Source organism: Cupriavidus sp. 01L415 (assembly GCF_056400065.1).
This window is the reverse complement of the sequence record NZ_JBFTSP010000003.1, coordinates 337277-358050: the sequence shown is the minus strand read 5'-3', so window position 1 is coordinate 358050 and position 20774 is coordinate 337277. Positions and strand designations below refer to the sequence as shown.

General features: G+C 63.7%; 21 protein-coding genes. 11 read left to right on the top strand and 10 right to left on the bottom strand.

The window, feature by feature from the left end; translation table 11 throughout:
• Positions 1–110: 110 nt before the first annotated feature.
• Positions 111–821 (bottom strand): SDR family NAD(P)-dependent oxidoreductase, encoded by a 711-nt coding sequence (locus AC1DOX_RS09360; protein ID WP_441616325.1) that lies wholly within the window; start codon positions 819–821, stop codon positions 111–113.
• Between the two features lie 315 nt (positions 822–1136).
• Between AC1DOX_RS09360 and AC1DOX_RS09355 the strand changes: the two genes are divergently transcribed.
• The 7 genes from AC1DOX_RS09355 (at position 1137) to AC1DOX_RS09325 (ending at position 7169) form a co-directional block, all read left to right on the top strand.
• On the top strand, positions 1137–2546 hold the full coding sequence (locus tag AC1DOX_RS09355) for an MmgE/PrpD family protein (RefSeq protein WP_441616327.1): 1410 nt from the start codon (positions 1137–1139) through the stop codon (positions 2544–2546).
• A 140-nt stretch (positions 2547–2686) separates the two neighbouring features.
• The gene (locus tag AC1DOX_RS09350; RefSeq protein ID WP_441616329.1) at positions 2687–2917 is read left to right on the top strand and encodes a tautomerase family protein; all 231 of its coding nucleotides are present in this window, start codon (positions 2687–2689) and stop codon (positions 2915–2917) included.
• 30 nt (positions 2918–2947) lie between these two features.
• Positions 2948–3148 carry a tautomerase family protein gene (locus AC1DOX_RS09345; protein WP_092137044.1) on the top strand — a complete coding sequence of 67 codons (201 nt, stop codon included), beginning with the start codon at positions 2948–2950 and terminating at the stop codon, positions 3146–3148.
• 477 nt (positions 3149–3625) lie between these two features.
• On the top strand, positions 3626–3940 hold the full coding sequence (locus AC1DOX_RS09340) for a DUF485 domain-containing protein (RefSeq protein ID WP_441616331.1): 315 nt from the start codon (positions 3626–3628) through the stop codon (positions 3938–3940).
• Positions 3937–5610, top strand: coding sequence for a cation/acetate symporter ActP (gene actP / locus AC1DOX_RS09335; RefSeq protein ID WP_441616333.1), 1674 nt, complete (start codon positions 3937–3939; stop codon positions 5608–5610). The genes AC1DOX_RS09340 and actP overlap by 4 nt, the downstream gene beginning before the upstream one ends.
• A 28-nt stretch (positions 5611–5638) precedes the next feature.
• On the top strand, positions 5639–6190 hold the full coding sequence (locus AC1DOX_RS09330) for a cytochrome b (RefSeq protein WP_441616335.1): 552 nt from the start codon (positions 5639–5641) through the stop codon (positions 6188–6190).
• Positions 6191–6194: 4 nt separating this feature from the next.
• Positions 6195–7169: an NAD(P)H-dependent flavin oxidoreductase gene (locus AC1DOX_RS09325; RefSeq protein WP_092137048.1), complete on the top strand. Its 975-nt coding sequence runs from the start codon at positions 6195–6197 to the stop codon at positions 7167–7169.
• Positions 7170–7262: 93 nt separating this feature from the next.
• On the opposite strand, the gene AC1DOX_RS09320 is transcribed toward AC1DOX_RS09325, so the two are convergent.
• A complete protein-coding gene (locus AC1DOX_RS09320; RefSeq protein ID WP_441616338.1) occupies positions 7263–8156 on the bottom strand; it encodes a LysR family transcriptional regulator in 894 nt (297 codons plus the stop codon).
• A 161-nt stretch (positions 8157–8317) separates the two neighbouring features.
• Between AC1DOX_RS09320 and AC1DOX_RS09315 the strand changes: the two genes are divergently transcribed.
• Entirely contained in the window at positions 8318–9001 is a 684-nt protein-coding gene (locus AC1DOX_RS09315) for an MOSC domain-containing protein (protein WP_441616340.1), read from the top strand.
• Positions 9002–9138: 137 nt separating this feature from the next.
• Here AC1DOX_RS09315 and AC1DOX_RS09310 read toward each other — a convergent pair whose 3' ends face one another.
• A complete protein-coding gene (locus AC1DOX_RS09310) occupies positions 9139–10650 on the bottom strand; it encodes a CoA-acylating methylmalonate-semialdehyde dehydrogenase (protein ID WP_441616342.1) in 1512 nt (503 codons plus the stop codon).
• Between the two features lie 111 nt (positions 10651–10761).
• Between AC1DOX_RS09310 and AC1DOX_RS09305 the strand changes: the two genes are divergently transcribed.
• From AC1DOX_RS09305 to AC1DOX_RS09295, 3 genes are all read left to right on the top strand, one after another.
• Complete coding sequence (locus AC1DOX_RS09305; protein ID WP_441616344.1) at positions 10762–11715, top strand: LysR family transcriptional regulator; 954 nt, start codon at positions 10762–10764, stop codon at positions 11713–11715.
• 419 nt (positions 11716–12134) lie between these two features.
• Positions 12135–13112: an LLM class oxidoreductase gene (locus AC1DOX_RS09300; RefSeq protein WP_441616346.1), complete on the top strand. Its 978-nt coding sequence runs from the start codon at positions 12135–12137 to the stop codon at positions 13110–13112.
• Between the two features lie 24 nt (positions 13113–13136).
• Entirely contained in the window at positions 13137–14306 is a 1170-nt protein-coding gene (locus AC1DOX_RS09295) for a YbfB/YjiJ family MFS transporter (protein WP_477101254.1), read from the top strand.
• A 93-nt stretch (positions 14307–14399) separates the two neighbouring features.
• Here AC1DOX_RS09295 and AC1DOX_RS09290 read toward each other — a convergent pair whose 3' ends face one another.
• From AC1DOX_RS09290 to AC1DOX_RS09260, 7 genes are all read right to left on the bottom strand, one after another.
• Positions 14400–15020: a flavodoxin family protein gene (locus AC1DOX_RS09290; RefSeq protein ID WP_441616350.1), complete on the bottom strand. Its 621-nt coding sequence runs from the start codon at positions 15018–15020 to the stop codon at positions 14400–14402.
• A 253-nt stretch (positions 15021–15273) separates the two neighbouring features.
• A complete protein-coding gene (locus AC1DOX_RS09285) occupies positions 15274–15819 on the bottom strand; it encodes a MarR family winged helix-turn-helix transcriptional regulator (RefSeq protein ID WP_441616352.1) in 546 nt (181 codons plus the stop codon).
• Positions 15820–15839: 20 nt separating this feature from the next.
• A complete protein-coding gene (locus AC1DOX_RS09280; protein ID WP_441616354.1) occupies positions 15840–16343 on the bottom strand; it encodes a DUF3237 domain-containing protein in 504 nt (167 codons plus the stop codon).
• Positions 16340–17494, bottom strand: coding sequence for an ABC transporter substrate-binding protein (locus AC1DOX_RS09275; protein ID WP_441616356.1), 1155 nt, complete (start codon positions 17492–17494; stop codon positions 16340–16342). The genes AC1DOX_RS09280 and AC1DOX_RS09275 overlap by 4 nt, the downstream gene beginning before the upstream one ends.
• A gap of 63 nt (positions 17495–17557) precedes the next feature.
• A complete protein-coding gene (locus tag AC1DOX_RS09270; RefSeq protein WP_441616358.1) occupies positions 17558–18841 on the bottom strand; it encodes a flavin-dependent oxidoreductase in 1284 nt (427 codons plus the stop codon).
• A 132-nt stretch (positions 18842–18973) separates the two neighbouring features.
• Entirely contained in the window at positions 18974–19390 is a 417-nt protein-coding gene (locus AC1DOX_RS09265) for a cupin domain-containing protein (protein ID WP_441616360.1), read from the bottom strand.
• Positions 19391–19670: 280 nt separating this feature from the next.
• Entirely contained in the window at positions 19671–20762 is a 1092-nt protein-coding gene (locus tag AC1DOX_RS09260) for a porin (RefSeq protein ID WP_441616362.1), read from the bottom strand.
• Between the last annotated feature and the right edge of the window lie 12 nt (positions 20763–20774).

The following is a 20774-nucleotide window of genomic DNA, read 5'->3' as shown; positions in this document are numbered from 1 at the left end:
AAAATCGGCGCCAGAGCGAGTCCATCACGCGGCGAATCTGCGTGATGGACTCGTGCTACTGGGAGACGGGAGGCGGGGGCACGGGTAAGCGATGCCCCCGTGCATGCTGATTAGTGACCGGCGCTTTGGCCACCATCCACGTGGAGGATCTCTCCGGTCACGAAGGGGGCGGAATCCAGATACAGGACTGCGTCGACGATATCGCTCATCTCGCCCATGTGGCCGACCGGGTGCAGGGCGCCCAATGCCTCGTGCGTTTCCGGCGCGTGCATCGGAGACTTGATGATGCCGGGAGATACGGCGTTGGCACGGATGCCGGTCTTGGCATATTCAATCGCCAGCGACTTCGTGGCGGCGTTCAGGCCACCCTTGGTGAGCGACGCGAGCACCGACGGCACGCCGCTGATGGCGTGATCGACCAGGCTGGTGGTGATGCTGACCACGTGGCCGCTCTTGTTCTTCTCCATCTCGGCGATGGCAAGTTGCGTGATATGGAAGAAGCCCGACAGGTTGATGCCCGTTACCGCCGCGTAGTCTTCGGCCGTGTAGCTGGTGAACGGCTTGGCCACGAAGATGCCGGCGTTGTTGACGAGCGTGTCGACGCGGCCGAACTTGGTCACGGCTTCAGCGATGACGTGGCGCGCCGTCGCGGGATCGGCAAGATCCCCGGCTACCGTCAGCAGGTTCGGATTGTCCGACGGCTTGATGCTGCGTGCGGTGGCCACGACACGGTAGTTGCGCTTCAGGAAAGCGCTGACGATCTCAGCGCCGATGCCTTGCGATGCGCCCGTAACAACGACGACTTTCTGTGCTGCACTCATTGCAAACCTCCAGGGGTAATGGGATTCGGCGGGATGCCGATCGGGCCAGTCGGCCCCGATGAGTCCTAATTTAGGCGCATCGGCTTCAATTTCTAATACCCGGGGCGGACAAACACTTTTGCGTGGCGAGAACAAGTCCCCCGCTGCCAGAAGTGCTGTTGTCGGGGGTGCGCCATCTCCCTGCCAGATATCCCTATGCCATCAATTCGTTTGGAATCCGGGTCGGCGTCTGCCACCGTTAAGGCAGCCTCGACCGCGGGAACACGCCGCTTCCCGGCGGTGGCAAGGTGAATCGATCAAGAGGGGACTTGAGAAATGAGTTCAGCTACAACCGTCCAGCGCATCGCCCGGTTTGCGTACGATGCCAGCCCGGACGACCTGACGCCCGAGGCAAGACGGCTCTTCAAGCGCAATATCCTGGACAGCCTGGGTTGTGCCATCGCCGCGCTGCCGGGGCCGCCGTTCCAGGCGTTGCGTGCACAGTTTGACGAGTACCGGTCGGCGGGGACTTGCTCGCTGATCGGCGGCGGGACCACTTCGCCGGATCAGGCGGCGCTCTACAACGCCGGGCTGGTGCGCTATGTGGATCTGCTGGACAGCTATATGTCGCCGGGCGGCCTTTGCCATCCGAGCGATAACTTCGGCGCCGTGCTGGCCGCGGCGGAGCATGCTTCGGCGAGTGGCGAGGCCTTCATGCTGGCGCTCGCGGTGGCCTACGAAATCCAGTGCCGGATCACGGCCATCGTCCCGGTCATGTCCAAGGGCTTCAATCATGCCATCCAGCTGGCAGTTTCCGCGGCGGCCGGCTCCGGGAAACTGCTGGGCCTCGACGCGGGCCAAATTGCCAATGCCATCGCCATCGCGACTGTCGACAACATTTCCCTGACCTGTGTGCATTCCGAGCCCGTATCGCAATGGAAGGGTTTCTCTCCGGGGATGACGGGAATGCGGGCGGTCTATTCGGCATCGCTGGCCAAACGGGGATTCACCGGGCCCATGCGGCTGTTTGAAGGCCCCAATGGCCTGGTCCGGATGTTCGACCAGCCCATCGATGTCGACTGGGATGATGCGACGCTCGGCGTGATCCACCAGACCGTCATGAAGAAATATTGCTCGCTGATTCACGGCCAGCCGGTACTGGAAGTCACGCTGGATCTCAAGCGGCGACATGACCTGACCGGCGATGACATCGAAGCAGTGACATGCGACATCTTCCAGACCGGATTCGATATCGCGGGCGGCGGCGGTTTTGGCGCCAAAGACCACCCGCAGACCAAGGAACAGGCCGACTACAACCTCAAATACCTGATCGCCGCCGCATTGCTTGATAACCAGGTGGGCCCTGCACAGCTGGAGCCGGAGCGTGTTCAGGCGGCAGATGCGCAATCGTTGCTCCGGCGGGTCGTGATCCGTCCGGACAGTACATTCACCGCGCAATATCCCCACGCATTGAATACGCGCGTCACGATCCGCTGCAAGGACGGGCGCGAATTCTCGAAGGAACACGTCGGGTTCGAGGGCGGCCTGGAAAACCCGCTCACATGGGACCGGACGGTGGAGAAATTCCACTGGCTCAGCGAGCCTTACGCCGATAGCCAGCTTCGACATCGGATTATCGAGATGGTGGAAGACCTGGAGCGACACTCGATCGCCGAGCTAATGGCGCTCATGACAGCGGTTCATCCGCGGGCGGCATATCCAGCTCGCCACGCGGGAATTCAATAAGAGGTCGTTTCAAAAAAATCCTGGCGTCGTTGCGCGGCCTTGCCGTACTAGTTGTACTGTCTGCGGCCGCACGCCTAGCCAGGACCGCTTCGCTTCATTTTGAAACAACCTCTAAGTGACAACTCACACAGGAGATAAACATGGCCTTGATTTCATGTGACATGCGTTTTGGCAGGACCGATGAACAGAAACGGAAACTCGCTGCGGGCCTGATCCGGGTGGTCAGTGAAGCGACCGGTGAAACGCGCAATGACATTTTCTTTGTCATTCGGGAAGGGCGCGGCATCAACTTCGTGGAGCACGGCGAGCATCTTCCGGATTATGTCGACGGGGGCGCCGGCGACAAGGAACTCATCAGCCGGCTCAAGTAAGTCGCATCAGAAATAAACAAGGAGACAACCATGCCTTTCATCGAGTGCCACATTTCCGCCGGCTTGACCACGGAGCGGCGTCACAAGCTGATCAGGGATATCGTGCAAATCACCCACGAGGCGATCGGCTCGGACCCCAAGATCATCAATGTGGTGTTGCATGAGCACCCAGCGGGCAATTTGAGCGTATCGAGCCGGATCGAGGGCGAGACCAGCAGCGGTCGATCTTGATCGTCCGGCGCCCATAACGTCACACGGCCACACCTGGCGGCCGTCGGGGTTTGCCCTGACGCGCCGCCAGAGTCTGGCAAGCGCCGCCCACGAATCCCGCCAGGCCAGTGGCGGTGAATACCCTGGCAAATTCCCTTGCAACCCAGGATGAGACCGCCTTTTCACAGCGAACGGGTGGCGAATCCACACGCCCCGCATGCGTTCCATGAATCATCAATAGTGATGCGTGGCATCACTAATTATCGTTGTACATGATTTCTGTGCCCACCTATCGTCCAGTCACGGAGGTGAGATTGACGGGCTCGACGGTTCCCACTTTCCGCGAGCCCGATGCAGCAAGACGACCTGCGGCGAATGCCACCCAAAACAGGTTGGAGATCCGGATGTAACCGCGCCGTGAATGGTCCTGGCAGCAAGCTAGCTACGTCAGCGCTCAGCCCGGCACCCGGCGTATCAGACCTACAAAAAGGAGGAGACATGCAGGGACCCGTTTCTTATTCCGCTGTTCAACATAACCCGTCGTTTTGTGAGTTCGTGAAGCGCAGAAAGCAATTCACGGCGCTGCTCTCCCTGGCGATCGTGGTGCCGTATTGCGCCTTCATTCTGGTTGCCGCCTTGACGCCGCATGTGCTGGTCATGCGGATCTCCGAAGCCAGCCATATCACGATTGGCTGGCCGATTGGTCTCGCACTGATTTTCGTGTCGTGGCTGCTGACTGGCTGGTACGTGCTCCGCTCGAACGGAGAATTCACGCAACGCCTCGATGCAATTGTTCTGGAGTTGAAGAAATGAGGTTTCTGGCCACGCTCTCGATTTCCGCGATGCTTTCAGCATCCGCTTCCGCCGTCCATGCCGCGCCGGCGCTTTCGGCAACCGCCCAGACGCAGCCCATTAACGTCATCGCGATCGCGATGTTTCTGGTGTTCGTGGTGGCCACGCTGGGGGTCACCTACTGGGCTGCATCGAAAACCAAGTCGCTGGACGCCTTCTACAACTGTGGCGGCGGCATTTCCGGTTTCCAGAATGGCCTTGCGCTGGCTGGCGACTACATGTCCGCCGCGGCGTTGCTGGGTGTCACCAGCATGATTTACTACAGCGGCTACGACGGCTTCATATACTCCATCAGCTTTTTCGTCGCCTGGCCCCTGCTTCTGTTTCTGTTCGCGGAGAAAATTCGCAACCTCGGACGGATCACGATCTCCGATATCGCCGCTTACCGGTTGGACCAGGACAAGGTCCGCACGATGATGGCATTCGGCTCGCTGACGGTCGTCTGTTTCTATCTGGTGGTGCAGATGGTTGGGGCCGGGCAGCTGATTCAACTGCTGTTTGGCCTGGACTACAACTACGCGGTGATCTGCGTCGGTCTGCTGATGATTGTCTACGTCACCTTCGGCGGCATGGTCGCGACGACATGGGTGCAGATTATCAAGGCCGCATTGCTGCTGGTCGGCGGAACGCTGCTGGCATGCCTCGCGCTCGCCAAGTTTGGCTTTTCGTTCGATACGCTGGCCGGCAAGGCCGCGAGCGTTCACAAGAATGGATTGAAGATCATGGCACCCGGGCCGCTGGCCGCCGATCCGGTCTCGATGTTTTCACTCGCCATGGGACTCGTGTTTGGCACTGCCGGGCTGCCGCATATTCTGATGCGCTTCTTTACGGTCCCCAATGGGCAGGAAGCCCGTAAATCGGTGTTCGTCGCCACCGGGTTTATCGGCTTCTTCTTCGTGGTGGTGGCCATTCTGGGTTTGTCGGCCATCGTGATCGTCGGTCAGGACCCGGCATTCTTCGAAGGCGGGCTTATTGGCGGCAAGCTCATCGGCGGTAGCAACATGCCCGTCATGCACCTTGCAAAAGCCCTGGGTGGCGATATCTTCCTCGGCTTCCTGTCCGCCGTCGCCTTCGCCACGATTCTGGCGGTCGTCGCGGGATTGACGATGGCCGGCACCTCCGCCATTTCACACGACTTGTATGCGCATGTCATCCGGAAAGGCCGGGCGACGCCAGCGCAGGAAATGCGCGTATCGCGCATCGCTTCCGTCTGCATCGGCATCGTCGCGGTGGTTCTTGGCATGGTGTTCAAGGACCAGAATATCGCCTTCCTTGTGGCGTTGACGTTCGGCGTGGCCGCATCCGTCAATTTTCCGATTCTGGTGCTCTCCATTTACTGGAAAGGGCTCACGACACGCGGGGCGATCCTCGGCGGTGTGACGGGCCTGGTGTGTTCGGTCACCCTCGTGATTCTCTCGCCGGCGGTCTGGGTGAAGGTTCTGGGTCACCAGAGTGCGATCTTCCCGCTCGATTACCCGGCAATCATCTCGATGAATGTGGCGCTATTGGTGACGTGGCTGGGCTCGATCACGGATCGCAGCAGTCGGGCCAATCAGGAGCGCAACGATTTCGGCGACCAGTTCGTCCGCGCCCAGACTGGCATTGGCGCAGCACAAGCCGTCTCGCATTGAGCGCATCCGTCGAATACGAGGAGTCACCATGAAACTTCGTGATACCGGGTTGGGATTCTCTCCCATCACCATTTTGATTCATTGGATCGTGGCAGGCCTTGCGGCATGGATGATCTGGTCCGGGCTTTCCGCCACATATGGAGACGCAGGCGGCAAGGCCGGCATGGTCTACCTCCACAGCATTGCAGGCGTGGTCATTTTCATTATCTCGATCTACCGCTTGTGGGCCCGCTTGTCGTCCTATCATCCGCTGCCGATTGGGTCGCCTAATCCCATCGAGGTGATGGTCAGTCGCTCGGTGGCCGTCGGGCTGGCCCTTGCGCCCGTGCTGTTGCCATTGGACGGCTGGCTGATGATGTCTGCTGCCGGCAAGGCGATCACGCTGCCCGGCGGCATCGTGCTCCCCGCGCTGATCCGCCCCAACGCGGAGGTTGAACAAGTCGCGCGGCTGCTTCACAAGATCGGCGCGTATGCATTTATGGCCGGCCTGGCGCTGCATATCTTTGGTGCCGTCAAACACCATTTTGTGCTGAAGAACGATACGGTGCGGCGCATGCTGGGCAAACGGGTGGAGCTTTGATGCCATGAAACACGAGAGACAACTGACGATGCCTAGGAACCTCGCGACCGAGCTGTGTGGAATTCAATATCCCGTCTTTCAGGCGGGCATGGCAGGAATATCCGGTCCGCGGCTTACTGCGGCCGTTTCCGAGGCCGGCGGGTTGGGACACCTTGGCGGACTGCGCCTGCCACCACTGGCATTGCGCAGGTGGATTCGCGAAACCCGGGAACTGACGGACAAGCCGTTTGGCGTGAATATCGTCCCGTCGTTCGGCGGACCGGAGGTATTCGAGGCCCAGTTCCGCGTCATCCTGGAAGAGAAGCCCAAAGTCGTTTCGCTGTTTTATGGCGATTTCAAGGAGATGATTCCCCGGGCGAAAGACGCGGGGATTGTCGTGGTCGTGCAAGTTGGCTCGGTCAAGCTCGCCAGGGAGGCCATCGAACAGGGCGCCGACATGATCGTCGCCCAGGGTGCGGAAGGCGGCGGACACCTGAATCAAGGGACCATCGGCGTGTTATCGCTGGTGCCCGCACTGGTTGCGGTGTCCCGGGGGCGCCCGGTGCTGGCGGCGGGGGGTATTACCAACAGGGCCGATGTGCGTGCGGCGGTCGAGGTCGGCGCTTCCGGCGTGTGGGTTGGCACCGCATTTGTTGCCAGCGACGAATCGCTGGCGCACGACCTCTACAAGAAGAAGATTGTCGAGGCGACGACCGACGATACCGAATATCGAACGGGATACTCCTTCGGCTGGAAATTCGGCACGCCGCACCGGGTCATCCCGAATCGGCGAAAGTGGAATCTGATTCGATTTGTCGGTGGTGGCGCCCGGGTAATCGATAAACCGGAGATGGCGGAGAAGCTGTCCCTCTATGCCGGGCAGGGTGTCGGCAAGATCGACAGTGTCGTTCCGGCGCGTGAGCGGGTGGCGGAACTCGCCGAGGGTTTCACGCCCTGGTTGCCGGCCCGCCGCGAGGAAGCCGAAACAGTATTGTCATGACGACGTGCGGTCCCCGGGCATTTCACGCGGGACCGCACATCGAACCGTATTTCGGATGCACGCCCCGGTACCGGGGCGTTTTTGTCTGGTGCGTTAGCCGGCAGCGCCCGCGCCGGTCATGAACTGCGCGTGCGCCATGCCGACAAGGGCCCGCAGCGCGGACGTCTCGAAGGCGTCCTTTCTTCGGACAAAAACGGTGGCAACGTTCGCGAATTCGGGAGGCAGCTTGTGGCAGCTGATCAATGCCTGGGCGCTCAGGTTTTCCACCACGGTTTTCGGCAGGATGGTGACGCCCATGCCGGCCGCAACGCACGAGAGGATGCCGTCAAGGGTGCCCAACTCCAGGATCTGGCCCGGAATCAGGCCCGCATGGTAAAGCCATTGCTCCAGCGTCGACCGATAGAAACAGCCGGTCCTGAATACCAGGATGGTCTGCTGTGCCATGTCGTTGGCGAGGCGATCAAAGGTCTGGTACTTGTTGCTGCTGACCAGCACCAGTTCCTCGTCGATGATTTTCTCCTGATGGAGCAGGGGATTTTGATGGAATCCCCCGACAAAGGCGCCGTCGATGCGGTGGCTTTCAACGGCCTTGATCAGTTCGACCGTCGTGCCCGTCGTCAGCGAGAGTTGGACCTGGGGAAATTCTTCCCGATATCGCGTGAGCACCTTTGGCAGCCGTACCGCCGCAGTGGTTTCCATGGAGCCCAATTGCAGGGTTCCGGTGGGCGTCTCGGTGTCCAGCAGTGCGCTCCGGCTCTCATCGGTGAGTTGGAGGATTTTCTGGGCATAGCCCAGGAACGTCTTGCCGGCGGAGGTCAGCGTGGTGCCGCTCTTATGGCGGATAAACAAGGGCTGCTTCAGCTCGGACTCAAGCTCCTTCACGCGCATCGTGACGTTCGACTGCACGCAATGCACCTTCTCGGCGGCTGCGGTGAAGCTGCCTTGCTCGGCCACCGCACAGAACATCCGTAGCTGACGCAGTTCCATGTCTCACCCTTCCCAAGTATTCCACCTGATGATGGATCTTATGATTATAAATAATCATGAGTGATGGTAAATCAGGGAGTACACTAGGTCGGCAATGATTCATGCCGGTTTTTCCGATCATTTTTTCAAATACGGTGTGACTGATATACCCCGGAGTATTCATGGCAAATGTGGAGTTGAAATCGGCTGTCACGGCTATTTTTGCCGGAGGCACTGGCATTCTCGGCGGGGAAGGTCAGCGCAGCGGGATATTCAAGAACCGGTCACATGTGCCGGTAGCGGTATCCGCCCAGGGTATTGCCGGAGACGTACAGGTCGACCGACGGGTTCACGGCGGGCCCGAGAAAGCCATTCATCACTTTGCTGCCGAGAGCTATAAGAGACTGGCGCAGCATTTTCCCGATTGCGAGGCGGAATTGATTCCCGGCGCGATTGGCGAAAATCTCTCCACCGATGGCCTGACTGAATGGAATGTCCATATTGGCGATGTATTCAGGATTGGCACTGCAACGGTTCAGGTATCCCAGCCACGCAGCCCGTGCTGGAAGATCAATCATCGCTTCAATACCGACGACATGTCCCTGGTCGTCGCGAAGGAGCGCATCACCGGCTGGTATTACCGGGTGCTGGGCGACGGTGTCATCACGCCCGGTGACGTGATCGAACTGACGGATCGGACGACGGAGCGATTCTCCATCGACGCGTTCTGGCGCTTGCAGCTCACTCACCGGCCCGACCCGGAAGACCTGGAGGCACTGATCGCGGTGCCTGGATTGGCCGACGGCTGGAAACTCCGGCTGACTGAACGCCTTGGCTGGCTCCGCAGACGCCACGCCATCGCGTGACACCTGACGAGACGGCAGGAGAGCGCGCGCCCGAGCGGCACGTCATGAAACAACAAGCCGCCAGGCCCCGAAGGGATCTGGCGGCTCGCATGGCTGGCCGATGCCAGCGCGGGCCATGCGGCCCGGCGCGATGAGGATTACTTGGCGGTCGGCATCGCGAATTCCGCGCCCTTTTCCGTGCTTTCGGGCCAGCGTTGCATGATGGACTTCTGCTTGGTGTAGAAGCGGACGCCCTCTTCGCCGTAGGCGTGCATGTCGCCGAACAGGCTGTTCTTCCAGCCGCCGAAGCCATGCCACGCCATCGGCACGGGGATCGGCACATTGATGCCAACCATGCCGACCTGAATCCTGCGGCCGAACTCGCGGGCGATATGGCCATCGCGGGTGTAGCACGCGACCCCGTTGCCGAATTCGTGCGCGTTGACCAGGTCGACGGCCTCGCTGAAGTCCTTCACGCGCACGCACGCCAGCACCGGTCCGAAGATCTCTTCCTTGTAGATGCGCATCTCGGGCGTCACGTGGTCAAACAGCGTGCCGCCGGTGAAGAAGCCTTCTTCGTGGCCGTCGACGACAAACTTCCGTCCATCGACAACCAGCTTCGCGCCTTCTTCGACGCCCAGGCCGATATACCCTTCGATGCGCTCCAGCGCTTCCTTCGCGACAATCGGGCCCATTTCCGATGCCGGGTTCATGCCGTTGCCGACCACGAGGTTGCGTGCGCGCTCGGCCAGCTTGTCGACGATCTTGTCCGCGACGTCGCCGACCAGCACGGCGACCGAGATCGCCATGCAGCGTTCGCCCGCGGAGCCGTAGCCGGCGCCCACCAGCGCATCCACCGCCTGGTCGATGTCCGCATCCGGCATGACGACCATGTGGTTCTTCGCGCCGCCCAGCGCCTGCACACGCTTGCCGTAGTGCGCGCCGGTCTCGTAGATGTAGCGGGCGATGGGCGTGGAACCGACGAAGCTCACCGCGCGCACTTCCGGGTGCTGCAGCAGTGCGTCGACCACTTCCTTGTCGCCCTGGACTACGTTGAATACGCCGTCCGGCAGCCCGGCTTCCTTGAGCAGCTCGGCCATGAGCAGTGAGGCGGAGGGATCGCGCTCGCTGGGCTTCAGGATGAACGTGTTGCCGGCGGCGATGGCCACCGGGAACATCCAGCACGGCACCATGCATGGGAAGTTGAACGGCGTGATGCCGGCCACGACGCCCAGCGCCTGACGCACGGTCCAGTTGTCCATGCCGGTGGAAACCTGTTCCGTGTAGTCGCCCTTGAGCAGCTGCGGAATGCCGCAGGCAAACTCGATGACGTCGATGCCGCGAGATACTTCGCCCTGCGCATCGGAGAACACCTTGCCGTGCTCGGCGGTGATGATCGCCGCCAGTTCGTCGCGATGACGGTTCATCAGCTCCAGGAACTTCAGCATGATCCGCGCGCGGCGAATGGGCGGGGTGTTGCTCCATGCGGGGAAGGCCTGGCTGGCGCTGCGCACGGCGGTGTCGACATCGGCGACGTTGCCCAGCAGCAGCTGGCGTGCCGGCTTGCCGGTGGCCGGATTGAACACCGGCCGGCTGCGCGTACCGGAACCCGCCGTACGCTTGCCGTGGATGAAGTGGTCGACATCGCGCGCGTCTTCGTAGCTTCTCATGACTTGCCTCCGTTGCTGTGCTGTAGGAATGGATGCAGTCTAGGGAGATACCGTGTGGAGCGGAAGGCGGTATGATTTAACTCATTGTTTTGATACGTGAACGATCACCGTATGGATCAGCGAAAAATAGAAGGGTTGTGGACGCACCTTCACTGGCTCGTCGTCCTTGCCGAGAACGGCAGCTATACGCAGGCGGCAGCGCGCCTGGGCGTCAGCAAGGCCGCGATGAGCCAGCGCATCGCGGAGCTGGAGCGCATCGCGGGTATTCCGCTGGTGAGCAGGACCACGCGCAGCGTGAGGCTGACCGAGGCGGGTCTGCGCCTCGTGGAGGGCACGCGGCAGCACTATGACGAGATTGCGCTGAGCTTTGCCTCCATCCGCGACCAGGCCGGTGCCGCGCGCGGACTGGTGCGCGTGACGGCGCCCGTCGCCTTCGCCCGACAGCAGCTGATTCAGAAGTTGCCGGCGTTCCTGGCGGAGAATCCCGAGATCCGTGTGGAGATCGACTTGTCGGACCGCATCGCGTCGCTGGCCACGGAGGGCTTCGATCTGGCGATCCGGCATAGCGCGGGTGCGCCGGACACCCACGTGGCCATCAAGCTGTGCGAATCGCGGTCGGTCGTGGTGGCCACGCGCGACTATCTGCGCCGGCGGGGCACGCCGCAGTCGCCGGCGGATCTCTCCGATCACGAGTGCCTCTACTATCCGCGGCTCGGCGGCGAGGCGACATGGTCGTTCGAGCGGCGCACGCGCAAGGCGGGGCAGGACCGGTTTTCCCTCAAGGTGTCCGGCCCCTTCGCGGCCAACAACAGCGAGGCGCTGCGCGACGCCGCGCTGGCGGGGCTCGGCATCGCGCTCCTGCCCGATTTCACGGCCCAGGCGGCCATTGTGTCCGGCAAGCTGGTGCCGATCCTGCAGGACTGGCACGCCATGGGGGCCTTTGCCGACCAGCTCTATCTCGTGCGCCCCTACACCCCCCACGTACCGCGCGCGGTGGGCCAGTTCGTCACATACCTCCGTGCGCAGTTCGCCGACGGCTTTCCGTTCCAGGCGAAACGGGCCTGAACGCCACTGGCGCGGCACGCCGCGTGATGCGCGCAGGTGCGGGATCGGGCCTGCGCGCAGACATGCCGGCGCTTCCCGAAAGTCCACCCTATACACGGTGGAACAAATCAATTTCGCCTCACCACGATGATCTTCCGGCGTCGACCGACCAGAATGGGTTCAACGCGCCGCCCTTGAGCGCAAGCAGATTGCAGTCCCGGGGGCACGAGTTTCCATTCACGTTGCCACTCGATCATCATGGACCACTACGGAAATCACTCGGGGCCGACGCATTCCATCAGCGCCACCCCCTCTGCCAGCCACTGGGCCGATGAACTGCCCACATCATGGCGGCCGGACGTCGCCGCATTGGACGAAGTCCCCTACACCTTCGTGCGCGGGCTTGCCTCGACTTGCGCGATGGCCGATTGGGGGTCGTCATGCTGACCCCTTCCACCGCTCTCGAGCCGCAGTCGGGCAATGGCTTCTCACGCATGTTCAAGCCGGGGCGGCTGACGCTTGGCGTGCTGTTCGCGATCGAGTCATACGCGGGCGACGCACCGACCATGCGCAACCAGATTGCGCTGGCGAAGCGTGCCGAGCAGGCTGGATTCGCGGCACTGGGGGTGCGTGACGTTCCGCTCCGCGATCCCGGCTTCGGCGATCTCGGACAGATCTACGATCCCTGGACGTGGCTCGGCTACGCGGCCGCGCAAACCGAATCGATCTCGCTCTTTACCGCCGCAATCGTGCTGCCGCTCAGGCATCCGCTGCACACCGCGAAGGCCGCCGCAAGTGTCGATCGACTGACGGACGGGCGCTTCGTGCTCGGCATCGCATCGGGAGACCGTGAGGTCGAGTTCCCCGCGTTCGGCGTTTCCCGCGAACAACGCGGAGAACTGTTCCGCGAGCAGGTCGGCTATCTGAAGACTGCCTGGGGCGAGAGTTTTCCCGAGATCGCCGGCAGCTATGGCGTGCTGAGCGGTGCGGACCTGGTGCCGAAGCCGGTGGCCAGGCGGGTCCCGCTGATCGTGACTGGCAACAGTCAGCAGTCGATCGAGTGGATCGCAAGTCAGGCCGATGGCTGGATCACCTATCCGCGACGCTACGACGTGCAAGCGGACCTGATCCGGAGCTGGCATCAGGCCGTGGAAGTGGCCGCGCCGGGCGCATTCAAGCCGTTTGCGCAGCCCTACCATATCGACCTGGTGGAGAACCCCAATGAAATGCCCACGCCCATTCACGGCGGACATCGGCTCGGCCGGAACTGGCTATTGAAGCATCTGGAGTTTCTCGAGCACGTCGGGGCCAACCACGTCCTGTTCAACCTGAAGTACGGCAGCCGTCCGGCGGGCAAGGTGCTGGAAGAACTGGCCGAATACGTCGTGCCGCGCTTTCCTGCCCATTCTGCAGACTAAAGGCTTTCCTTCGCGAGTTGCATCGTGTCCAGATCAGAATCCACCGCGCCGGCGTCGACCGCCGGCCATGTCCCTGCGGGCTTGTCGATGGCCACCGTTTCCGCCGCGCTGGTGCTGGCGGTCGCCATGGGGTTCGGCCGGTTCGCGTTCACCGCCATCTATCCGCTGATGGTCCGCGACCACGTGCTGAGCGTGACGGCGGGCTCGCTGGCGGCATCCGCGAACTATGCCGGCTATCTGGCTGGCGCGCTGCTCGCCAGCCGCGTTCCCGAGACCCGGGCCGCCCAGCTGTGTCGCCTGGCGCTGGCGGGGACGGTGGTTGCGATGCTCGCGCTCGCCATACCGATGCCGCCGTCGGCCATCATCGCCATCCGCTTCGTGGCCGGCGTACTGAGCGCGTTCTCGATGGTGTCCGCCTCGGTGTGGCTCTTCGGCGTGATGGGCAGCTCTCGCGGCGCGCCATTGCTGTTTGCCGGCGTGGGCGCGGGCATCACGGTATCGGCCGAATTGATCGCCAGGGGCAATGTCGCGGGCCTGTCCAGTGGGGGAATGTGGATACTGCTTGCGGTGGCGGCGGCGCTGCCGATGGTTCTCGCGTGGCCAGTCCTCGGGCGATTCCTGCCATCGCCCGTTACCGCGCCCGGATCGGGTCATGGCGAGGTCTCCGGCCTGCCTCAGCCCTGGATGCTCACGATGGCCTACGGGCTGGCCGGGTTTGGCTACATCATCACGGCCACCTATCTGCCGCTGTTCGTCCGGGATGCATTCGGATCCGTCGATCCCGTTCACGTCTGGGCGGTCTTCGGTCTCTGCGCGGCACCGTCCTGCTATCTGTGGCATGTCGTCCAGAAGCAGGTCGGCACAAAGCGTGCGCTGGCGTTCAATCTGATGGTGCAGGCGTTCGGCGTGATCCTGCCCGTGCTCCTGCCATCGCGGGCAGGCTACCTGGGCAGCGCGCTGCTGGTGGGTGGGACTTTCATGGGAACGGTGACGATCGTGATGTCGGCGGCGAAGCATCTGGCGCCGCGCGTTCGCCACAACCTGGTGGCGGTGCTGACGGCGGCCTATGGCATCGGACAGATCGCCGGGCCGATTGCCGCAAGCGTGCTGGTGCGTCCCGGCCATGCATTCGCCGCACCGCTGGCGGCCGCGACGGCATCGCTCGTCGCCGCGACGGTGGTCAGCGTGCTCTGATGGACGATGGCCCGTCGCAAGTCCGCGCCCGAGACGCCCGGGAGGGCGCCTAGGGCGCGGGAGGTCAGATGGGATCTGAGGGATGTGAGGGGATCAGGCGGCCTTCTTCAGCGTGGCCAGTGCCTCGCGGCCGGCGGCCAGTTGCTGGGCCACTTGCGCGACGCGTGCGCCCAGGTGTTCGGCGGTGCGCAGGTCGGCCGGCGGCGGGGCCACCTCGGCGCTGACGTCGGCGTCCGACTGGGCTGCCGCACCCAGGAAGAAGCCGTGGCGATTCAGGGTGTCCTCGGTGGACTGGGAGTTGTTGTGCCCGGGAGGCAGGCCCAGGTTGACCCAGTGCATGCCGTGCTGCGCGGCGAAGATCGACATCTGTTGCAGCGTGTTGAGCTTGTCGCCAGACCGCGACGCGGCGTTTGTGAAGCCCGCCGCCAGCTTGTTGGCCCACTTGCCGCCCTTGGCAAACACATTCCGGGACGTGGCATCCATGAAGCCCTTGAACTGCGCGGACGCACTGCCCATGTAGGTCGGCGCGCCGAAGATGATGGCATCCACGCCTTCCAGCGTGTCCCAGTGCTGGTCGATCTCGTCGACGCTGATCAGCAGGCTTTCCGCGCCGGGCACGCCGGCTGCGCCGCGGGCGACGGCCTGGGCTTGCCGGGCGGTGTGGCCGTAGCCGCTGTGGTAGACGATGGCGATCTGCGTGGTGGAAGCGGTCATGATGTCTTTGCCTCAAAACGATTGAATGATTCGATCGGGATGGCCTGGCGCCGCTGGGGTTGCTATGTGTTGCGGTGCCGGAGCCGATGGACAAAGTCTAGGCGCCGCCGTCCGCTGATGGCGTCACGATACGCAATCAGTCTGTGAAATTTATTGAATTAACATGGATGTGATGGATGCACCCGGTTTGGAGAAGCGGGCTCCGCGCGCCCGGGGGGCGGAGCCGCAAAAGGGGCGAATGCGACGCAGGCGTTCAGGGCCGGCCGGCCGACTGGGCAGGGGCCAGCTTTTCCAGCAGCGTTTGCAGCACGCATTTTTCGTCAGCCGTGAGTTGCGCCGATATGCGCGCATCGTGTTCGCACACGGCTTCCGTGGCCGCGGCGAGCGTCTTGCGCCCGGCGGGTGTGAGCACCAGGCTGTAGGCGCGTCGGTCGGTCGGCGACGGGCGGCGGGCCACGAGCTTCATCGATTCCAGCGCATCGACCAGCAGCACCGCGCCGGATCGCGCGATGCCGAGGATCTGTGCTAGGTCCGTCAGCTTCAGGTGCGGATTGCCCGCGATGATCTGCAGCGCGGAAAAACGCGGCGGGGTGATCTGCCAGGCCGCCAGGGATGTGACGAAGTCTTCGTAGATGCGGATCTGGGCCCGGCGAATCGCGTAGCCGACCAGCGTGTCCAGCACACCGTAGTCGACGTGTGGCACATGCGGATCGAAATGCCCGGCTTCTCCAGTGTCCAGCGCGGGATCGGGGGCGAGCGGGTCGCGGGTCTTGCCGCGCGTCTTGACTGTGGCCGCCATGATTTCGCCGTGCGCGTGGGTTATCGGACTAGGAAGTAGCGCAACTCCACCCGGTCCGGGTAGCGCGCGCCCGTGGCGACGAACAGATGTTGCGTCAGCCAGAGATAGTGCGGCGCGGCGGTCTCGAAGCGCGGCGCGGTGCGGAAGTAGATCCTCGCGGGATCCACGGTTTCGCCGCGATTCAGCTGCGCGATGACTGTGCTCGCCGCGCTGCGCACCCCCGCGTTGACGATATAGATCCTGGCACCGTCCGTCGTCTCCAGGACGTAGCGTGCCTCGATCTCGGCGGTGGTGATGCCGTCGCCCGCGTCATGGCGAATCAACTGGAAATCCGCGCCGCCCGGCAGGACGCGGCCATTCAGCCGTGGCCCGGACACCGTGCCCGACAAGATGGGAATCACGCGCCGGTGGCCGAGCGGCCCGTCACCGACCTCCGTCGCCGGCGCGACGTCCAGCCGGAAATCGGCGACATGTTCGAGCGTGGGCGCCGGCAGCGCCACCGTCGCAAGCGGGCTGGCGTTCATGGGATGAGCTTCCAGTTGCCGTTGTCGATCGTGAGCATCACCCTGCCGCGCGCATCGAATCCGAAATGGTCCTGCGCCGTGTAGTTCAGCACACCGTGCGACACCACGATATTGCGCTCGCTCTCCAGCGCGTCCTTCAGGGCCTTGCGGAACTCGGGCGTTCCGGGTTTGGCGCGCTTCAGTGCCACCGGGACGACCCGCTGCAGCACCAGGCCCGCATCATAGGGGTGGGCGCCGAACTGCGTGCGGGTCTCCGGTCCGTACTGTTTTTCATAGCGGGTGACGTAGTCCAGGCCCGGCTTCCTGACGACGTTGTCGGCGGACAGTTGCTCCGCCACGATGACCGGGCCGGCCGGCAGGATGGCGCCATTGACCGCCTTGCCACCGATCCGGATCAGGTCCCGCGTGGCCGCGCCGTGCGTGTGATAGACCGGTCCGGTGTAGCCGCGCTCGCGCAGTGTGGTGTGGGGCAGCGCCGCGCCGGTGCCGGCACCGGCGATCAGCATGGCGTCGGGCCGTGCGGCCATCAGCTTCAGGACTTGTGCGGTGACGCTGGTATCAGACCGCGCGTAGCGTTCGGTCGCCACCACGCGGATGCTGTTGGCAGCGGCCGCGCCGGTGAATTCCTTGAGCCATGTTTCGCCATAGGCGTCGGCAAAGCCGATGAATGCCACGGTCTTGACGCCGTTGGCATGTGCCGTCGCCGCCACGGCGTCGGCCATCAGTTTTACCGGCTGCGCCAGGCGGAACGTCCACGCGCCACGTCCGGGTTTGAGTTCGATGGGCGAGAAGGCCAGCTGGACGGTCTGGTTTTCGTCGGCGACCTCGGAGATGGCGATGGAGGGCGCGACCGACGACGATCCGAGAATGATGTCGACCTTGTCTTCGCTTACAAAGCGGCGTGCGACCTTGGTGCCTTGCGTCGGGTCGGAGGCGTCATCCATCACGATGTAGCGAATCTTCTCGCCCGCGATCGTCTCCGGCAGGTAAGGCATGGTGTTCTTCTGCGGAATGCCGAGCGAGGCGGACGGGCCAGTGGAGGAGATGCTGACGCCGACGGTGACATCGGCGCGCGCCGCGCCCGATGCCAGGGACAGGATGGACAGGGCGGTCAGCGTGCTGAGTGCGCCACGGATCGGGCGAGGGGGCATGAAGTTTCCTTTCGTCTTTCTTGTCGGGTTTGACTGGCGATCTGGCGAGCGCTGCGACACGAGCTACGACGTCTGCGCTGCGCCGGGCTGGCTCGACTGCAACTGCTGCCGGTCGAAGCCGGCGAGGTTCTTGTAGCGCTGGGCAATGGCTTCGAGTTCCGTGCGCGGGATCACGTCCTCGATCGTCGTGAATCCGCGCGGGGCGCGTTGTTCCGCGAGCTGCATGACCTGCTCGGGGCCGTTCATGCGATTGCGCAGCACGATGCCCGCCGTACGCGGCAGGCGCTCGGCCTCGTACTCGCGCAGCGCATAGTCGAGGTCGACGTGGCCTGTCAGGCAATCGGCAAGATAGCGCGCGTCGACGATGGCTTGCGCGCTGCCATTCGAGCCGATCGGGTACATCGGATGCGCCGCGTCGCCCAGCAGCGTGACGCGCCCGAAGGTCCAGCGCGGCAGGCCGTCCTTGTCCACCATCGGGAATTCATAGATGGCCTCCGCGCCATCGATCAGCGCGGGAATGTCGATCCAGCCCCAGTGCCAGTCTTCGAACGCGGCGCGGAACACGGATTTGTCGACCTGCCGGTTCCAGTCGCTGCGCGGCGGCGTATCGGGATAGTCGTCGGGGACGCGTAGTTCGGCAATCCAGTTGATCCGCGAACGGCCTGCCTTGCGGAGCGGCTCCGAAATCGGATACGCGACGAACTTCTGGTCCTGATGGCCCGCCATGAACATCGAGCGCCCGTCGAGGTATGGCTCGGCCTCCGTGGTGGCGCGCCACAGCAGCCGCCGCGAAAAACGCGGCGCATCGCCAGCGGGGTAGAAATGGCGGCGCACGGCGGAGTGGATGCCATCGGCCCCCACCAGCACATCGGCTTCCGCCTCCACGGCCGCGCCGTCCGCGCGCCGCCGCAGCAGGAACCGCGCACGATCGCCAGACTTGCCGCCGCCCTCGGCGAGCACCGATTCGATCGCATGGCCGGTATGAATCCGGTCCGCGCCAAGCCGCCTCACGGCGGTGTCATGGAGCAGCATCTGGAATTCGCCGCGATGCACCGAGAACTGCGGCCACTCATAGCCCGCCGCACGGCCGCGCGGTTCATGCCAGATCAGTTGCCCGAACTTGTTGTAGTAGGACAGCGAAGCCGTTTCGATGGCGATCTCGGTCAACGCGTCCTGCAGCCCCAGCGACGCGAGCTCGCGTACCGCGTGCGGCAGCAGGTTGATGCCGACGCCAAGCGGACGCAGCGGCTCGCTGGCCTCCCACACGTCGACCTCGATGCCTTTCTGATGACACAGGAGGGCGAGCGTGAGCCCGCCGATGCCGCCGCCAGCAATTGCGATCTTCATGGTCTCCTCCACGGCGCGGATGGCATGGGCGTGCGCCTTCGGCGCCGCCGCAATATTGTTCTACTGTATAACTAATGCGCCGGCGAACCACGTGGGGGAAGTACTGAGGTAAGCCGCGTCGGGACGGCGAGCCTAGGCGTCGGCGGAGGGATCGTAGGGGATGACCTGCTCGTGCTCGTCGGGGCGGTTGCGCGCGACGATGGCCCGGGCCGGCATCGTCGCGCTCAGGTTGAATGGCTGATGCGGCACGCCGGGCGGGATAAACAGGAATTCGCCGGGCTCGGTGATGACCGACTGGCGGAGTCCGGGGCCGTAGCGGGTTTCGACGCGGCCTTCCAGCACGTAGATGCCGGTCTCGAATTCGCAGTGGATGTGCGGCTCGGCATGGCCACCGGGCGGCACGACGACGAGGTACATCGATAACCCTCGTGCACCGGTGGTCGTCGCCGAGATGCCGACGAAATAGGACAGCCGCTGGCTGGTTGCAATCTCCCGGCCGGGACGTACCGCGACCAGGGACACTTGCGGAGCATCGGGATCGTCTTGCACGGGCACCCTCCGGGGATCGGCGGAACGCTCTGCATGCTGTGCCAGCAAATTGGCCTGCAACATGGCCTGCATGATGGGAAAGGCCTGTTAGGCCGGGTCCGGAGGGGTGCAGAGACGCCCGCATCCGGCTGCACCGGATTTTACGCCGATCGATCCGATGCAGGCGGGCGCCGCCGGTCGGATGTGGGTGCTATGGCGCGGGCGAGGCGAGCGCCCCGGCGGATGGCCCACCGCGCGCTCGCGCCCCAATTTTTCTCGCGCCCGTATCCCGGCCTGTCGTTTAGAACGTGTGCTTGACGCCCACCATCGCGCCGAGCTGGTTGCCGCTGGCGACCGGCGTGGCGCCGGTGGCGGCACTGTCGACCGACAGCGCCAGCGATCCGCGATTGTCGAGATAGCCGACCGTGCTGTACACGGAAGTCCGCTTCGAGAACGCGTAGCTCGCCCGCAAGGCGCCGAGCCATGCCTTGTCCGCGCTGTGGTGGTAGCGCAGGTAGTACGCTTCTCCCGACAAGGTGATGGCCGGCGTGATGTCGTACGCCACGCCGCCGTAGAACATGTCGCTGCGTGGCGTGGCCAGCGCGCCGTTGCGCCGCGCGATCCAGCCCAGCCCCGCCTTGGCGCTGCCAACCAGCATGTAGCCGCCCAGCGCCATGCGATCGTCCTTGAGCGAGCTCGACGTCAGCCCGGCAAACGCGCCCGGGCCGCCACGCAGGGAATCATAGGCGGCGGAGACGCCCCACCAGTTGGTCTCGTACGTCAACATGGCCGACCATTCGCGGCACGCGCGGCTGTCCGCGGGGTTTTCGCCCGCGCAGTTCGCGCCTGACGGGCTGGGTCCGGCGTTGACGGTGTCCCGGCCGAAGCTGTACGTGGCACCGACCGTCAAGCCGCCGAACTTGCCCTTGTACGCAATGGAATTGTCGGCGCGGGTGTTGGGCAGGTAGTTGTCGAGCGAACTGGACCCATAGGCGTTAGGCCCCAGGATGTCCGAATCGAGGGTCGCCCAGAAAAGCATGGTGTACTGGCGCCCGAAGCTGACCTGGCCCCAGTTGCTGGAGAGACCTACCCACGCCTGCCGGCCGAACAGGCGGCCGCCCTGGTTGGACGTGCCGCTGTCCGGCGCGAATCCGGACTCCAGGACGAACTGCGCCTTCATTCCGCTGCCCAGGTCCTCGCTGCCCCGCAGGCCCCAGCGCGACGGCACGGTGCCGCTCAGGTTCGGCATCCGCACGACGGAATTGCTGGCCGTACCGATGTGGTTGACATACTCGACGCCCGTGTCCACGACCCCGTACAGGGTCACGGACTGGGCACTCGCGAGGGCAGGCATGCCGACGGCGAGCGAAAACGCCAGGGGGCGCAGGTTCATGGATCATCTCCT

Excerpts from the sequence above, each read along its gene's own strand:
- AC1DOX_RS09285 (WP_441616352.1), bottom strand. The coding sequence starts at position 15,819 with ATGGCGGCCACAGTCAAGACGCGCGGCAAGACCCGCGACCCGCTCGCC.
- AC1DOX_RS09325 (WP_092137048.1), top strand. The coding sequence starts at position 6,195 with ATGAAACACGAGAGACAACTGACGATGCCTAGGAACCTCGCGACCGAG.
- AC1DOX_RS09290 (WP_441616350.1), bottom strand. The coding sequence starts at position 15,020 with ATGACCGCTTCCACCACGCAGATCGCCATCGTCTACCACAGCGGCTAC.
- AC1DOX_RS09315 (WP_441616340.1), top strand. The coding sequence starts at position 8,318 with ATGGCAAATGTGGAGTTGAAATCGGCTGTCACGGCTATTTTTGCCGGA.
- AC1DOX_RS09320 (WP_441616338.1), bottom strand. The coding sequence starts at position 8,156 with ATGGAACTGCGTCAGCTACGGATGTTCTGTGCGGTGGCCGAGCAAGGC.
- AC1DOX_RS09280 (WP_441616354.1), bottom strand. The coding sequence starts at position 16,343 with ATGAACGCCAGCCCGCTTGCGACGGTGGCGCTGCCGGCGCCCACGCTC.
- AC1DOX_RS09355 (WP_441616327.1), top strand. The coding sequence starts at position 1,137 with ATGAGTTCAGCTACAACCGTCCAGCGCATCGCCCGGTTTGCGTACGAT.
- AC1DOX_RS09275 (WP_441616356.1), bottom strand. The coding sequence starts at position 17,494 with ATGCCCCCTCGCCCGATCCGTGGCGCACTCAGCACGCTGACCGCCCTG.
- AC1DOX_RS09340 (WP_441616331.1), top strand. The coding sequence starts at position 3,626 with ATGCAGGGACCCGTTTCTTATTCCGCTGTTCAACATAACCCGTCGTTT.
- AC1DOX_RS09260 (WP_441616362.1), bottom strand. The coding sequence starts at position 20,762 with ATGAACCTGCGCCCCCTGGCGTTTTCGCTCGCCGTCGGCATGCCTGCC.
- AC1DOX_RS09310 (WP_441616342.1), bottom strand. The coding sequence starts at position 10,650 with ATGAGAAGCTACGAAGACGCGCGCGATGTCGACCACTTCATCCACGGC.
- AC1DOX_RS09300 (WP_441616346.1), top strand. The coding sequence starts at position 12,135 with ATGCTGACCCCTTCCACCGCTCTCGAGCCGCAGTCGGGCAATGGCTTC.
- AC1DOX_RS09305 (WP_441616344.1), top strand. The coding sequence starts at position 10,762 with ATGGATCAGCGAAAAATAGAAGGGTTGTGGACGCACCTTCACTGGCTC.
- AC1DOX_RS09360 (WP_441616325.1), bottom strand. The coding sequence starts at position 821 with ATGAGTGCAGCACAGAAAGTCGTCGTTGTTACGGGCGCATCGCAAGGC.
- actP (WP_441616333.1), top strand. The coding sequence starts at position 3,937 with ATGAGGTTTCTGGCCACGCTCTCGATTTCCGCGATGCTTTCAGCATCC.
- AC1DOX_RS09345 (WP_092137044.1), top strand. The coding sequence starts at position 2,948 with ATGCCTTTCATCGAGTGCCACATTTCCGCCGGCTTGACCACGGAGCGG.
- AC1DOX_RS09270 (WP_441616358.1), bottom strand. The coding sequence starts at position 18,841 with ATGAAGATCGCAATTGCTGGCGGCGGCATCGGCGGGCTCACGCTCGCC.
- AC1DOX_RS09350 (WP_441616329.1), top strand. The coding sequence starts at position 2,687 with ATGGCCTTGATTTCATGTGACATGCGTTTTGGCAGGACCGATGAACAG.
- AC1DOX_RS09330 (WP_441616335.1), top strand. The coding sequence starts at position 5,639 with ATGAAACTTCGTGATACCGGGTTGGGATTCTCTCCCATCACCATTTTG.